This is a genomic window from Streptosporangium sp. NBC_01469, assembly GCF_036227305.1.
Classification (GTDB): Bacteria; Actinomycetota; Actinomycetes; order Streptosporangiales; family Streptosporangiaceae; genus Streptosporangium.
Genome location: NZ_CP109465.1, coordinates 2,824,292 through 2,837,337, shown reverse-complemented (window position 1 = coordinate 2,837,337; position 13,046 = coordinate 2,824,292). Strand labels below are relative to the sequence as shown.

The following is a 13,046-nucleotide window of genomic DNA, read 5'->3' as shown; positions in this document are numbered from 1 at the left end:
CGGCCGACGGGCCGCGAGATCCGCCCGGCCTCGTGAAAACCCGGCCTCGTGAAAACCCGGCCTCACGGGAGAGCCGCCCGCGAGAGCCCGCCCCACCGGAGCCCCCACCTCACAGGAGCCTCATCTCGCAGCGGCCCGCCCTCGCAGGAGAGCGACCCCGCAGGAGAGCGACCCCGCAGGAGAGCGACCCCGCAACAGCCCCGCCTCACAACAACCCGCCCTCGCGGGGGGCCGCCCCCGCGGGGAGGCCGGGTCGCGTGAGATCCGGCCCTGTCCCCCGGGATGTCAGCTGATCTGCGGGGCGACGACGACCTCGACCCGCTGGAACTCCTTGAGGTCGGAGTATCCGGCGGTGGCCATCGTGCGCCGGAGCGCGCCCATCAGGTTCATCGAGCCGTCGGCCACCGAGGAGGGGCCGTGCAGGATCTGCTCCAGCGTGCCGACCGTGCCGAACTCGACCCGCTTGCCCCTGGGCAGCTCGGGGTGCTGTGCCTCGGACCCCCAGTGGAAGCCCTGGCCGGGAGCCTCGACGGCCCTCGCCAGCGGCGAGCCGACCATGACCGCGTCCGCGCCCACGGCGATCGCCTTGGCGATGTCGCCGGAGGTGCCCATGCCGCCGTCCGCGATGACGTGGACGTAACGGCCGCCGGACTCGTCCATGTAGTCGCGGCGGGCGGCGGCCACGTCGGAGATCGCGGTGGCCATCGGCACCACCACGCCCAGCACCGTGCGGGTGGTGTGCGAGGCGCCGCCGCCGAAGCCGACGAGCACCCCGGCCGCGCCGGTCCGCATCAGGTGCAGCGCCGCGGTGTAGGTGGCGCACCCCCCGACGACCACCGGGACGTCGAGCTCGTAGATGAACTGCTTGAGGTTGAGCGGCTCGGCCCTGCCGGAGACGTGCTCGGCGGAGACCGTGGTGCCGCGGATCACGAAGATGTCCACGCCCGCGTCGATGACGGCCTTGTGGTACTGGACCGTACGCTGCGGGGACAGCCGGACGGCCGTCGCCACCCCGGCGGCGCGGATCTCCTCGATCCGGCGGCCGATCAGCTCCTCCTTGATCGGCGCGTTGTAGATCTCCTGCAGCCGCTTCGTGGCGGGCTCGCCCTTGAGCTCGGCCACCTCTTCCAGCAGCGGCATCGGGTCGTCGTACCGGGTCCACAGCCCTTCGAGGTCGAGCACGGCGAGACCGCCGAGCCTGCCGACCTCGATGGCCGTCTTCGGCGAGACCACGCTGTCCATCGGGCTCACCACGACGGGCAGCTCGAAGCGGTAGGCGTCGATCTGCCAGGCGATCGAGACCTCCTCCGGGTCGCGGGTGCGCCGGGACGGAACGATGCCGATCTCGTCGAGCGCGTAGGCACGACGGCCGTTCTTGCCGCGGCCGATCTCCACCTGAGTCATATGTCTGTCTTTCCCGTTCCGTGCGTGCACAGCGCACGCCGCGTTCCATGCGTGCGCCATGCACGCCGCGTTCCATGCGGTACGGCCGTGCGCGCGGCGTCTCGTGCGTGCGGGGCGCACACCACGTTCTTCCGCGTGCGCGGCGCGCGCCGCTCTAGCGACCGTGGTAGTTGGGAGCCTCGACCGTCATCTGGATGTCGTGCGGGTGGCTCTCCTTGAGGCCCGCCGCCGTGATCGGCATCAGCTCGCACCGCACGTGCATGTCGGTGACCGTACGGCACCCGGCGTACCACATGCCCTGACGCAGGCCGCCGATGAGCTGGTGGGCCACCGCGGCGACCGGGCCGCGGTAGGGGACCTGTCCCTCGATGCCCTCGGGGATGAACTTGTCCTCGTTCCCGACGTCGCCCTGGGCGTAGCGGTCCTTGCTGAAGGAGGCGCCGCCGCGCTCGCGGTTGCGGACCGCGCCGAGCGAGCCCATGCCCCGGTACGACTTGAACTGCTTGCCGTTGATGAAGATCAGCTCACCCGGGGACTCCTCGCAGCCCGCCAGGAGAGAGCCGAGCATGACCGTGTCGGCCCCGGCCGCGATGGCCTTGACGATGTCGCCCGAATACTGCAGGCCACCGTCGCCGATCACCGGGACCCCGGCGGGACCGGCGGCCAGGGAGGCCTCGTGGATGGCCGTCACCTGCGGGGCGCCGACACCGGCGACCACGCGGGTGGTGCAGATGGAGCCGGGCCCGACACCGACCTTGACCGCGTCGACCCCGGCGTCGACCAGCATCTGGGCGCCCGCGCGGGTGGCGATGTTACCGCCGATCACGTCGACCCGGCTGTTGGACTTGATCTTGGCGATCATGTCGGCGAGGCCCTTGGAGTGGCCGTGCGCGACGTCCACCACGATCACGTCGACGCCGGCCTCGATCAGCGCGATCGCCCGCTTCTCCGCGTCGCCCCCGACGCCGACGGCCGCCCCCACGACGAGCCGGCCGTCGGCGTCCTTGGTGGCGAGGGGATATTGCTCGCTCTTGGTGAAGTCCTTGACGGTGATGAGCCCGCGCAGCCGGCCCCCGGCGTCGACCAGCGGGAGCTTCTCGATCTTGTTCTGCTTGAGCAGCGCGAACGCGTCGTCGGTGGAGACCCCGACCGGCGCGGTGACCAGCGGCATCGGGGTCATGACCTCGCGTACCGTGCGGTTCTCGTCGGTCTCGAAGCGCATGTCGCGGTTGGTGACGATGCCGACGAGCACCCCGGTCTCGTCGGTCACCGGGACGCCGGAGATCCGGTACGTCGCGCAGAGGCGCTCGACGTCGGCAAGCGTCTCGTCCGGGGAGCAGGTGACCGGGTTGGTGACCATCCCGGCCTCGGAACGCTTGACGAGGTCGGCCTGCTGGGCCTGGTCCTCGATCGACAGGTTGCGGTGCAGGACGCCGATGCCGCCCTGGCGTGCCATCGCCACCGCCATGCGGGCCTCGGTCACCGTGTCCATCGCCGCCGAGACCAGCGGGATCCGCAGGGTGATGCCCCGAGACAGCCGCGTGGTGGTGTCGGCCTGCCCCGGCTGCAGGTCCGAATACGCGGGAACAAGAAGCACGTCGTCGAACGTGAGCCCCGGCTCGGTGAACTTGGCCATCTGCAACCCTCCTGCCGCGGCGCTCTCATGACGGGGAAAGGCGCCGACCCCCGGATCACAGTTTAGAGTCTGGCGCCAAACCTGGTGGACCCGGGGGAAAGGCCGGGCACGGAGGTCGCGGGGAGAGGCGGGTCCCGGGGGGCCCGGGGGAAAGACGGGCCCCCGAGGACCCGGGGGAATAACGAGGGACCGAGCGGTCGGTGACCCGCTCGGCCCCTCGGATCACCGGCGTCGGCGCGGGGACGCCTTGACACCAACCGAACCCCCCTCCGCATCCGGATGGTGGCGTGATCCGCGCCTTCTGCCGACGCTGCGTCAAGGGTGCGTCACGATGCGTTCGCCTCGCAATGTCCAAACGTGCAATTGCACGAAGCTGCACACGACGGCAGGCGAGCGGGAGCCAAGTAGGAGCAACGCCCGGACAGGGATGATTCGCCGGGTTATCCTCGCCAGACCTCGTGTCACTTGCAGGAGTCCCTCACCGATGCGCACCGACACCCCCGCACTGCCCGATCCGCTGGAGACCCTGGGGCTCACCCCGGCCCAGACGGCCCTCTACAACGCGGTCCTGCGCCTGCACCGCGCCACCTGCTCCGAACTCGCCCAGGCCACCAACGGCTCGCCCGATCTGCTCGGCCGCGAGCTGGCCACCCTGGTACGCCTGGGAGTGGTCGACGAGCAGGGGGGTGAATACCTCGCCCGCCACCCGGCCGCGGCCCTCGGCCATCTGATCGCGGAAAGGCTGGACCGGCTGGCCGCCGAGAGCCGCAGGATCGACACCGTGCTCGGCTCGATCCGCGGTTTCATCCACCAGTACGACGCCGGGCGCGACTACCAGACCGGCCAGTTCCCCGTGGACCTGGTCGGAGGGGCCGACGAGCTCTACGAGAGCGTGATCGGCATGGCGGTCCAGGCCCCGCCGCTGAAGCTGCTGTCGAGCATCCCCGACAGGCGGACGATGAGCGACTTCGCGCACCGCTACGCCGACCAGTGGATCGGGGCCCAGCGCGCCGGCCTGCTCTCCTGCCGGGTCGCCATCCCGGTCCACACCCTGGAGATCCCCGGTCTGCGCGACAAGCTGGACCAGTTCGAGCAGGCCGGGGCCGAGGTGCGCACCCTCGACACGGTGCCGAGCTGGTTCCTCGTCGCGGGGGACGACGCCGCGGGCATGCCCGCCCAGTGGGGCGGCGCGCTGGCCGAGAACGCCTACAACTTCCACCTGGTCAGGGCTCCCGTCGTGGTGGCCGCGCTGCGCTCGCTCTTCGAGGAGCTGTGGGCCCGCGCGGCCCGCCTGCCCTGGACCTACCGCGACGACGGGGTGGTCCGGGTGCTGCGGCTGGCCGGCCAGGGCGTCCCCGACGAGATGATCGCCCGGCAGCTGGGCGTCTCGGTCCGCACGGTGCGCGCCAGGTTCGCCGACGCCATGGCCGAGCTGGGGGCGCAGTCGCGGTTCCAGGCGGGGGTGGAGGCCTCCCGGCGCGGCTGGCTCGTCTAGGGTCTCCCGCGCGGGGCCTCGGGCTGCCCGGCCCGCCCCGTAGCGTCCTACTCGTGTAGTTCGGAACCTGTCTGTCACATCCAAGCCATAAGGTGGGATCGTGCTCGACGATGTCCCTCGCGACCCGTTCGCGGATGACCCCGACGACCCGGCGGCGGCGCTGGGCGATCCTGACGATCCCGAGCCGCTGACGACGGACGAGCGTGACGAGGCCATGACCGACCTCGCCGACGTGGAGGTCTTCCGCTCATTGCTGGAGCCCCAGGGTGTGCTCGGCCTGGTGCTCGACTGCCCCGAATGCGGGGAGCAGCACTACTTCGACTGGGAGCTGCTGCGCGGCAACCTGCGCCAGATGATCGAGAACGGTAAGCCCCAGGTGCACGAGCCCGCCTACCAGCCCAACCCCACCGACTACGTGAGCTGGGAATACGCCCGTGGTTACGTGGACGGCGTGATCGACACCGAGGAACACCGCTGATCCACGTCGTCGATCAGGGCCGCCAGCAGGGCGACCGCGGCGTCTGAGGTGGAGACGGGCGTCCTGCCCGAGAGCGCCTCCACGAGTTCGTCGGTCTCGGCTACCGCCGGGTCCTCGTCCGGCCCGTATCTCCGAGCCGGACGTCGCGGGTGAACCGTTGTCATGATCGTTCTCGCTCCGGGTCGTCGCGAGCCCCGCCCCGCGGTTCGGGCTTCCGCTCGCGCCCCCTGCTCGACAGCTCCGCGGTCAAGCTATCGACTCCAGCTCCGCCATCGCTCGTAGCCGGGCCAGCGCCCTGTGCTGGGCCACACGAACCGCACCTGGTGACATGCCAAGTACATTACCGGTCTCCTCGGCGGAAAGGCCCGACACCACTCGAAGCATGAGTAGCTCGCGCTGGTTGTCCGGCAGCCTCGACAGCAGCCGGCGGGCGTGTTCGGCCTCGATGTAACGCACCACGGTCTCCTCCGGCCCCGGACCCTCGTCGGGCCCGTCAGGAAGGTCCTGAGTGGGCACGGCGGATCGTACGGAGCTGCGCAGCGCGTCGGCCACCTTGTGAGACGCGATGCCGAAGACGAAGGACGCGAACGGGCGTCCCATGTCACGGTAGCGGGGCAGTGCGGACAGCACCGCTATGCATACTTCCTGGGCCACGTCGTCCGCGATGTGATACTGACCGGAAACCCGGCCCAGACGACCACGGCAATATCGGACGACCATCGGCCGCAGTTGCGCGATCAGAGATTCGATCGCGGTGCGATCCCCCTGAACGGCGAGGCTCGTCAGATCCTTGAGATCATCCCTATGGGCGACCCCATCAGACCTCGTCGCAAGCCTCACCCCATTTTTGGCGTCGGCGACGCATCCCTCGGTCACGTTAGGCATGATGCCCGCCCTGATAGTGACTGTCGTCATCGCAAACGGCTACGGATTGGTCACATTGAGGCGGAGATAACGGCGCGTAATCAAACAGCGACGACAACGACTACAGAATGTGCAAATATTTCATTCGATTGCCAAATACGTCGGCTATTCGTTAGAACCGCGTTTGGTCTTCCGCCCGGCGTGACGCCTGAGATCGTTTTCGGTTTACCGCAAAACGCGAACGGCTCGCGCCTCCGGGGAGACGCGAGCCGTGCGGAACCGTGCGGGGATCAGTGACCGTGACCGTGGCCGTGACCACCTGCGGCGGCCGGAGCCTCGTCCTCGGGCTTGTCCACCACGAGGGCCTCGGTCGTCAGCAGCATGCCGGCGATGGAGGCGGCGTTCTGGACGGCCGAGCGGGTGACCTTGACCGGGTCGATGACGCCCTGGGCGATCAGGTCGCCGTACTCGCCGGTGGCGGCGTTGAAGCCCTGGCCGACGGGCAGCTCGGTGACCTTCGCCGTCACGACGTAGCCCTCGAGGCCGGCGTTCTCCGCGATCCAGCGGGCCGGCTCGACGAGAGACTTGCGGACGATGGAGACACCGGTCGCCTCGTCGCCGGTCAGGCCCAGGTCGTCGAGGACCTTGGCGACGTGGATGAGCGCGGAGCCACCGCCGGAGACGATGCCCTCCTCGATCGCCGCACGCGTCGCCGAGATGGCGTCCTCCAGGCGGTGCTTCTTCTCCTTCAGCTCCACCTCGGTGGCCGCGCCGACCTTGAGCACGCAGACGCCGCCGGAGAGCTTGGCGAGACGCTCCTGGAGCTTCTCACGGTCCCAGTCGGAGTCGGACTGCTCGATGGCGAGCTTGATCTCCTTGACGCGGTCGGCGATCGCCGCGGCCTCACCCGCACCGTCGACGACGGTGGTGGAGTCCTTGGTGATGACGACGCGCCGGGCGGTGCCCAGCACCTCCAGGCCGACGTGCTCCAGCTTGAGGCCGATCTCCTCGCTGACGACCTGGCCACCGGTGAGGATGGCGATGTCCTGCAGCATGGCCTTGCGGCGGTCGCCGAAGCCCGGCGCCTTGACGGCGACGGAGGTGAAGGTGCCACGGATCTTGTTCGTGACGAGGACCGCGAGGGCCTCGCCCTCGACGTCCTCGGCGATGACCAGCAGGGCCTTCTTCGTCTGCGCGATCTTCTCGAGCAGCGGCAGGAAGTCCGCGACCGAGGCGACCTTGCCCTGGGTGATCAGGATGTAGGGGTCCTCCAGGATCGCTTCCATGCGCTCCTGGTCGGTCACCATGTAGGGGGACAGGTAACCCTTGTCGAACTGGAGACCCTCGGTGAACTCGAGCTCCAGGCCCATGCTGTTGGACTCTTCGACGGTGATGACACCGTCCTTGCCCACCTTGTCGAACGCCTCGGCGATCAGCTCGCCGATCTTGGCGTCCTGCGCGGAGATCGTCGCCACATTCGCGATCTCCTTCTTGTCCTCGACCGGGCGGGCCGACTCGATCAGCCGGTCGCTGACGGCCTTGGCCGCGATGTCGATGCCGCGCTTGAGGGAGAGCGGCTGCGCTCCGGCGGCCACGTTGCGCAGACCCTCGCGGACCATGGCCTGGGCCAGGACCGTCGCGGTGGTGGTGCCGTCACCGGCGACGTCGTTGGTCTTGGTCGCCACTTCCTTGGCCAGCTGGGCGCCCAGGTTCTCGTACGGCGTGTCCAGCTCGACCTCGCGGGCGATGGTGACGCCGTCGTTGGTGATCGTCGGCGCACCGAACTTCTTGTCGATGACGACGTTGCGGCCGCGCGGGCCCAGCGTCACCTTGACCGCGTCCGCGAGAGCGTTCACGCCGCGCTCGAGAGCTCGGCGCGCGTCCTCCTCGAACGACAGGATCTTCGGCATGACAATCCTCTCTATAAGTACGTCGGCGCATCGAAGCCCCGGGCGCTGTCGCGACCCGGGGCTCGATACGTCATCTTTGTGAAGCGAGAATTACTTCTCGATGATGGCGAGCACGTCACGAGCGGAGAGCACGAGATACTCCTCGCCGTTGTACTTCACCTCGGTGCCGCCGTACTTGCTGTAGAGGACCACGTCGCCCTCGCTGACGTCGAGCGGAATCCGCTTCTCGCCTTCCTCATCCCAGTTGCCGGGACCCACCGCGAGGACCTTGCCCTCTTGCGGCTTCTCCTTGGCGGTGTCCGGGATGACCAGACCGGAAGCGGTGGTCTGCTCGGCCTCAAGCGGCTGGACCACAATGCGGTCGCCGAGCGGCTTAACGGGAACCTTGGTGGCGGTCGTCACGTCGGACCTCCCCTTCAGATTTGAACGATCTAGAAGAGGCGACCAGCGGTCTGCCGTCGCGGGTGTCAGACCTGCCTCGTCGCATGTATTTGGCACTCTCACCGGGAGAGTGCCAATACGGAACAGTATGCAAGGTGGCCTTGACAGTCAACACGAAGCACCCCTTCTCCGCTTCACGCGAACGTCAAACCAGGTGGAAGCCCCTCATGAAGCCCTACGGCTGAGGCGGTAGCGTCGGCTGGTGTGAATCTCGACGCATTCCTGGAACTCCTGACCCCGCGCGGCCAGGAGGCCCTGGGCGCGGCGGCCGAGACCGCCGCCGACGACCCGGTGGCGGCGGTCACGAGGTTAAGGAAGATCTACGATGCGGACCTGACCTCCGCGGCGCTCACGCAGGCCACGCTCCGGCTGCGCGCGAGGGAGAAGTTCGGGGCCGACGCCGATCTCATGTACTTCACCCGGACCGGCCTGGAGCAGGCCACCCGCCGCGAGGTCGCCGACCACAGGGCGCGGCGCGTCCCCGCGGGCTCGCGGGTCGCCGACGTCTGCTGCGGCATCGGCGGCGACCTCCTCGCCCTGGCCAGGGCCGGGTGCTCCGTCGAGGCCGTCGACACCGACCCGCTCACCGCCGCGGTCGCCCGGGCCAACGCGGACGCCCTGGGCTTCGGCGACCGGGTCTCGGTCCGTGCCGCCGACGCCTCCACCCTGGACCCGGCCGCCTTCGACGTCCTGTTCGCCGACCCCGCGCGCCGTACGGCGCGGGGCAGGACCTTCGACCCGATGGGGTACTCACCGCCCTGGCCCGCCGTGCTGGAGATGGTGGCCCGAGCCGGGGCCGCCTGTCTGAAGGTCGCCCCCGGGATCCCGTACGAGTTCGTCCCCGAGGGCGCGGAGGCCGAGTGGGTCTCGTACAAGGGCGACGTCAAGGAGGCCGTGATCTGGTGCGGCACGCTGGCGGGCGAGACGGCGCGCAGGGCCACGATCCTGCCGTCCGGGGCCACGATGACGCCCGACCCCGCCCTCGGCGATCCCGACACCGGCCCCGCGGGCCGCTACATCTACGAGCCGGACGGCGCGGCGATCCGCGCCCACCTGGTCGCGGAGATCGCCGCGGCGGTCGGCGGGCGCCTGCTCGACCCGCAGATCGCCTACATCACCAGCGACGCCGCGACGCCGACGCCGTGGGCGTCGCGGTACGAGGTCCACGAGACGCTGCCGTTCTCGCTCAAGCGGCTACGGGCGGCGCTCCGCGAGCGCGGCGCGGGCAATGTAACGATCAAGAAGCGCGGTTCCGCGGTGGACGTCGACCGCCTCAGGAAAGACCTCCGGCTTTCCGGCGGCGAATCCGCGGTGGTCATTCTCACCCGAATCGGCGACCGGCCATTCGCCTTCGTGTGCAGCCCCAGCTGACCGGCGGATCGGCCCTGTCTGACCAGCCAAAATAGTCAATTCTTCCAACCAACCGGCAATTCCTCTCTTTTAATCTCGCTGCCGGAAAACCTTGATCCAGGGGCTAAGGTTGCCGGGCGGGAGTTCTCTCTCGCCTGCGGTTTCATCTCGTTCATCGGCAAATACCATCAAATCCAACCGCGCGGCTGAGCGTCGGCGAGTGAAGGAGCTCTCGGTGGATCACTCCGACCACACCCTGCTCCAGGCAGGCAGCCAGACCGCCATCTCCGACCGGATGCGCGAGCTCCTCGCCCGCGCGGCACAGGACCACGTCTACGAGCAGCGGACCCAGGGCGCCGTGCTCGACGAGATCCGGCAGCGCCTGGAGGGCATGGAGTGGCTGCTGCGCGAGGTCAGGGAGCGCGAGATCGGCGGGCTGAACGGCACGCTGGAGTCCGTCCACGGGCGGCTGGACGACATCGCCGCCCGCCCGCCCTCCTGGGCCGAGGGCCTGGCTCAGCACGTCGAGGCGGTACGCGACCACGTCGACACCGTCGGCGAGCGGGTCGACTCCCTCGGCCGCCGCGTCGACACCGTCCGTGACCGGGTCACCCCCCTCGGCGAGCTGCCGAGCCTCTGGACCGACCTCGGCGCCGTGGGCGAGAGCGTGGACGAGGCGCTCACCCGCCTGCGGGCGATCTCGGACGGCACCCAGGGCCTCGACGAGCAGGTGCGGCAGCTGGCCGAGCACCTCGGCAGGCTCCAGGCCGACATGGGCATCGCGGCGCACCGGTTCAGCCGCCTGGACAGGGCCGTGGCCGACCTCTCCCAGCGCACCGGGCGCGTTGAGGCGGGGATGCTCGACCTGGCGGCGAGCGTCCAGCAGACCGTCGGCACGGCCACCGACCGGATGCTCGCCGCCGTCGAGCAGGTCAACGGCAAGGTGGATCTGGTGAGCGGCAGGATCGAGCAGGTGGGCGCCAGGGTCGACCTGGTCGTGCCGAGGATCGACGAGCGCGCCGCCGCCGTCGAGAGCCGCATCGACAGCCGCATCGACCGGCTGGACGGCCATCGCATGGCGTCCGGCGGCCGCTTCGACACCCTCGACGAGCGCCTCGACGACATCGAGGGCCGCCTCACCGGCCGGATGGACGTCATCGACTCCAGGCTGTCCACGCTGGACGGGCACGCGGAGAAGTCCGCCGAGCGCCTGGAGAGCCTGGACGAGCGCCTGGAGGACCTGCCCGCCATCCTCGGCGTCGGCGCGCTCATCGGCGTTCAGACCGACGAGCAGCGCGAGCGCTTCGACTCCCTGGACGAGCGCGTCATCAGGGCCGAGGCCGCGCTGGCCCCCCTCGCCGAGACGCTCCGCGCCCTGCCCGACCGCGACCAGCTCTCCGAGGCCCTGAGCGAGACCGTGGAGCCCGCGCACACCGACCTCACCCGCCGCCTGGGCGCCCTGGAGGAGACCATGCTGGCCCTGGCCGAGGCGCTGCTCCGCCCCACCAGGGCCGACAAGGACTGACCCCCGAGGGTTTCGCCGAGGCGCCGCTCCACCCCGCCAGGGGCGACGAGGACTGCCACCCCGGGCCACGCCCGCCCCCCGGGGGCCCGCGCTCGGGCCTCGGACGGAGTACGGACGCCGTCAGCCGATGCGCGCGGCGCCGGCCGGGTGGCTCCCCGGGTCTTCGACGACCCTCGCCTCGCGGCACAGGTTGCCCCGGACCACGTAGAGCAGGGACGACAGCTCGTCGGTCTGCTCGTCCGTCAGCCCCTGGGTCATCCGGCGGTGCATCTCGGCGAGGACCCGGTCGACCTCGGGGCGGAGCGCGTGTCCCCTGGGCGTGATGTCGACGATGCTGATCCGCCGGTTGGCGGGGTCGGGCCTGCGGCTGACGAACCCGCTACGCTCCAGGCGCTGCAGGGTCTTGGTCATGGTGGAGACGTCGACACCGACGATCTTCGCCAGGGCGTTCTGCGACTGGGGGCCGTTGTCCCACAGGGCGCCCATCACGCGCTCCTGGCCTGGATAGAGGTCGATCTCCCCGAGGAGGCTGGCGAGCAGCACGCGGTGGCCGCGGGCCGCGTAGGCCATCAGGCAGTTGAGGTCGTTGTCGTATTCGCCGCAGTCCTTGGCCGCGTCGCCCCAGTCCTTGGCCGCGTCGCACGCCCCGGCCGTCTCCCCCTCAGCGGCGCCTTCGTGGGTCACGCCTTCGTGGGTCACGGCGCACTCTTCGGTCGCGTCGCGCTCGTCGTCGATCAGCGGCTCCGCCATGTTCAGGTCCTTCCGTTCTCCCCCGAGACTACCGCTTGCATGTTGGCCGACCAAGTTGTAGAACTATTTATTGGCTAGCCAAGTTGGTCAGCCAATAAAGGGAGTCACCATGCCGTTCTCACCGTTCTCGCTAGCCGGTCTCCAGTTGCCCAACCGCCTGGTGATGGCGCCCATGACACGCTCGCGGTCCTACGTCGACGGGATCCCCTCGTCGCTGACCGCCCTCTACTACGCCCAGCGGGCCTCGGCGGGCCTGATCATCACCGAGGGGGTGCAACCCAGCCAGGACGGGAAGGGCTACATGAACACTCCCGGGCTGTACACCGACGAGCAGGTGGCCGGGTGGCGTGAGGTCACCGACGCCGTCCACGCGGCGGGCGGCAGGATCTTCGCCCAGATCATGCACTCCGGCCGGATCGGTCACCCCGACAACACCGGCGCGCTGCCCATCGGGCCGTCCGCCGTACGACCGGCGGGCCAGATCTTCACGCCCTCCGGCCTGCAGGACTACCAGACCCCGCGCGAGCTGACGACCGCCCAGGTGGAGTCGGCCATCCAGGACTTCGCCGACGCCGCCGCGCGCGCCGTGGACGCGGGCTTCGAGGGAATCGAGCTGCACGGCGCCAACGGCTACCTCATCCAGCAGTTCCTGTCGCAGAACGCCAACCTGCGCGAGGACTACTTCGGCGGTTCGGTGGAGAACAGGATCCGCTTCGCCGTGGAGACCGCGCGGGCGGTCGCGGACCGGATCGGCGCCTCCAGGGTCGGCATCCGGCTCTCGCCCGGTGTCGGCGCGGGGGACCTGGTCGAGGAGGACCGGCACGAGGTCTACCCGGCGCTGGTCTCCGAGCTCGCCGGACTCGACCTGGCCTACCTGCACCTGGTGACGGGCCCCTCCGACGACCTCAACCAGGAGATCCGCAAGTCCTGGCCGAACACCCTCATCGTCAACGACCCCTCCGTCGGGGACCCGGCGACGAGGGTCGCGCAATCGCTGGAGCGCGGCGCCGACCTGGTCGCGCTGGGCCAGTCGTTCCTGGCCAACCCCGACCTGCCGGTCCGCCTGCGCCTCGGCGCCGAGCTCAACCAGGCCGACTTCGGCTCGGCCTTCGGCGGCGACCACCGCGGCTACACCGACTACCCGGTGCTGGCCCTGCACTCCGCCTAGCGGAGCCGGCCGGGAGGAGCCCGCA

Annotated in this window: 12 protein-coding genes; 5 read left to right on the top strand and 7 right to left on the bottom strand. The window is 69.9% G+C overall.

All coding sequences use genetic code 11. The annotated features are described in order from the left end of the window. Nucleotides 1-285 precede the first annotated feature (285 nt). Both OG587_RS13035 and guaB read right to left on the bottom strand, forming a co-directional pair. Complete coding sequence (locus tag OG587_RS13035; RefSeq protein WP_329090064.1) at nucleotides 286-1,404, bottom strand: GuaB3 family IMP dehydrogenase-related protein; 1,119 nt, start codon at nucleotides 1,402-1,404, stop codon at nucleotides 286-288. Between the two features lie 154 nt (nucleotides 1,405-1,558). Beyond that, a complete protein-coding gene (gene guaB / locus OG587_RS13030) occupies nucleotides 1,559-3,040 on the bottom strand; it encodes an IMP dehydrogenase (RefSeq protein WP_329090062.1) in 1,482 nt (493 codons plus the stop codon). Nucleotides 3,041-3,524: 484 nt separating this feature from the next. On the opposite strand from guaB, the gene OG587_RS13025 reads away from it, so the two are divergent. Further along, nucleotides 3,525-4,535: a helix-turn-helix transcriptional regulator gene (locus OG587_RS13025; RefSeq protein WP_329090061.1), complete on the top strand. Its 1,011-nt coding sequence runs from the start codon at nucleotides 3,525-3,527 to the stop codon at nucleotides 4,533-4,535. A gap of 100 nt (nucleotides 4,536-4,635) precedes the next feature. Continuing rightward, nucleotides 4,636-5,013, top strand: a complete 378-nt coding sequence (locus OG587_RS13020; RefSeq protein WP_329090058.1) for a DUF5319 family protein — start codon at nucleotides 4,636-4,638, stop codon at nucleotides 5,011-5,013. Here the strand turns inward: OG587_RS13020 and OG587_RS13015 are convergent. From OG587_RS13015 to groES, 4 genes are all read right to left on the bottom strand, one after another. After that, entirely contained in the window at nucleotides 4,974-5,177 is a 204-nt protein-coding gene (locus tag OG587_RS13015; protein WP_329090056.1) for an anti-sigma-D factor RsdA, read from the bottom strand. The two genes, OG587_RS13020 and OG587_RS13015, sit on opposite strands and share 40 nt — an antisense overlap. An 82-nt stretch (nucleotides 5,178-5,259) precedes the next feature. After that, nucleotides 5,260-5,898, bottom strand: a complete 639-nt coding sequence (locus OG587_RS13010) for a sigma-70 family RNA polymerase sigma factor (RefSeq protein ID WP_329090055.1) — start codon at nucleotides 5,896-5,898, stop codon at nucleotides 5,260-5,262. Nucleotides 5,899-6,167: 269 nt separating this feature from the next. Then, nucleotides 6,168-7,787, bottom strand: coding sequence for a chaperonin GroEL (gene groL / locus OG587_RS13005; RefSeq protein WP_329090053.1), 1,620 nt, complete (start codon nucleotides 7,785-7,787; stop codon nucleotides 6,168-6,170). A gap of 90 nt (nucleotides 7,788-7,877) precedes the next feature. Next, nucleotides 7,878-8,189 (bottom strand): co-chaperone GroES, encoded by a 312-nt coding sequence (gene groES / locus OG587_RS13000; RefSeq protein ID WP_329090052.1) that lies wholly within the window; start codon nucleotides 8,187-8,189, stop codon nucleotides 7,878-7,880. A gap of 243 nt (nucleotides 8,190-8,432) precedes the next feature. On the opposite strand from groES, the gene OG587_RS12995 reads away from it, so the two are divergent. Both OG587_RS12995 and OG587_RS12990 read left to right on the top strand, forming a co-directional pair. Continuing rightward, on the top strand, nucleotides 8,433-9,599 hold the full coding sequence (locus OG587_RS12995) for a class I SAM-dependent methyltransferase (protein WP_329090050.1): 1,167 nt from the start codon (nucleotides 8,433-8,435) through the stop codon (nucleotides 9,597-9,599). 214 nt (nucleotides 9,600-9,813) lie between these two features. Then, nucleotides 9,814-11,103, top strand: a complete 1,290-nt coding sequence (locus tag OG587_RS12990) for a hypothetical protein (RefSeq protein WP_329090048.1) — start codon at nucleotides 9,814-9,816, stop codon at nucleotides 11,101-11,103. A 120-nt stretch (nucleotides 11,104-11,223) separates the two neighbouring features. On the opposite strand, the gene OG587_RS12985 is transcribed toward OG587_RS12990, so the two are convergent. Continuing rightward, nucleotides 11,224-11,853, bottom strand: coding sequence for a MarR family winged helix-turn-helix transcriptional regulator (locus OG587_RS12985; protein ID WP_329090047.1), 630 nt, complete (start codon nucleotides 11,851-11,853; stop codon nucleotides 11,224-11,226). A gap of 109 nt (nucleotides 11,854-11,962) precedes the next feature. Here OG587_RS12985 and OG587_RS12980 point away from each other — a divergent pair, with 109 nt between their 5' ends. After that, nucleotides 11,963-13,021 carry an alkene reductase gene (locus tag OG587_RS12980; RefSeq protein WP_329090046.1) on the top strand — a complete coding sequence of 353 codons (1,059 nt, stop codon included), beginning with the start codon at nucleotides 11,963-11,965 and terminating at the stop codon, nucleotides 13,019-13,021. The last annotated feature ends 25 nt before the right edge of the window (nucleotides 13,022-13,046 follow it).

Bases quoted from the DNA above. Each gene is read 5' to 3' on its own strand.
- OG587_RS12985 (WP_329090047.1), bottom strand. From the start codon at position 11,853: ATGGCGGAGCCGCTGATCGACGACGAGCGCGACGCGACCGAAGAGTGC.
- OG587_RS13015 (WP_329090056.1), bottom strand. From the start codon at position 5,177: ATGACAACGGTTCACCCGCGACGTCCGGCTCGGAGATACGGGCCGGAC.
- OG587_RS13010 (WP_329090055.1), bottom strand. From the start codon at position 5,898: ATGCCTAACGTGACCGAGGGATGCGTCGCCGACGCCAAAAATGGGGTG.
- groL (WP_329090053.1), bottom strand. From the start codon at position 7,787: ATGCCGAAGATCCTGTCGTTCGAGGAGGACGCGCGCCGAGCTCTCGAG.
- OG587_RS12980 (WP_329090046.1), top strand. From the start codon at position 11,963: ATGCCGTTCTCACCGTTCTCGCTAGCCGGTCTCCAGTTGCCCAACCGC.
- guaB (WP_329090062.1), bottom strand. From the start codon at position 3,040: ATGGCCAAGTTCACCGAGCCGGGGCTCACGTTCGACGACGTGCTTCTT.
- OG587_RS13035 (WP_329090064.1), bottom strand. From the start codon at position 1,404: ATGACTCAGGTGGAGATCGGCCGCGGCAAGAACGGCCGTCGTGCCTAC.
- OG587_RS13025 (WP_329090061.1), top strand. From the start codon at position 3,525: ATGCGCACCGACACCCCCGCACTGCCCGATCCGCTGGAGACCCTGGGG.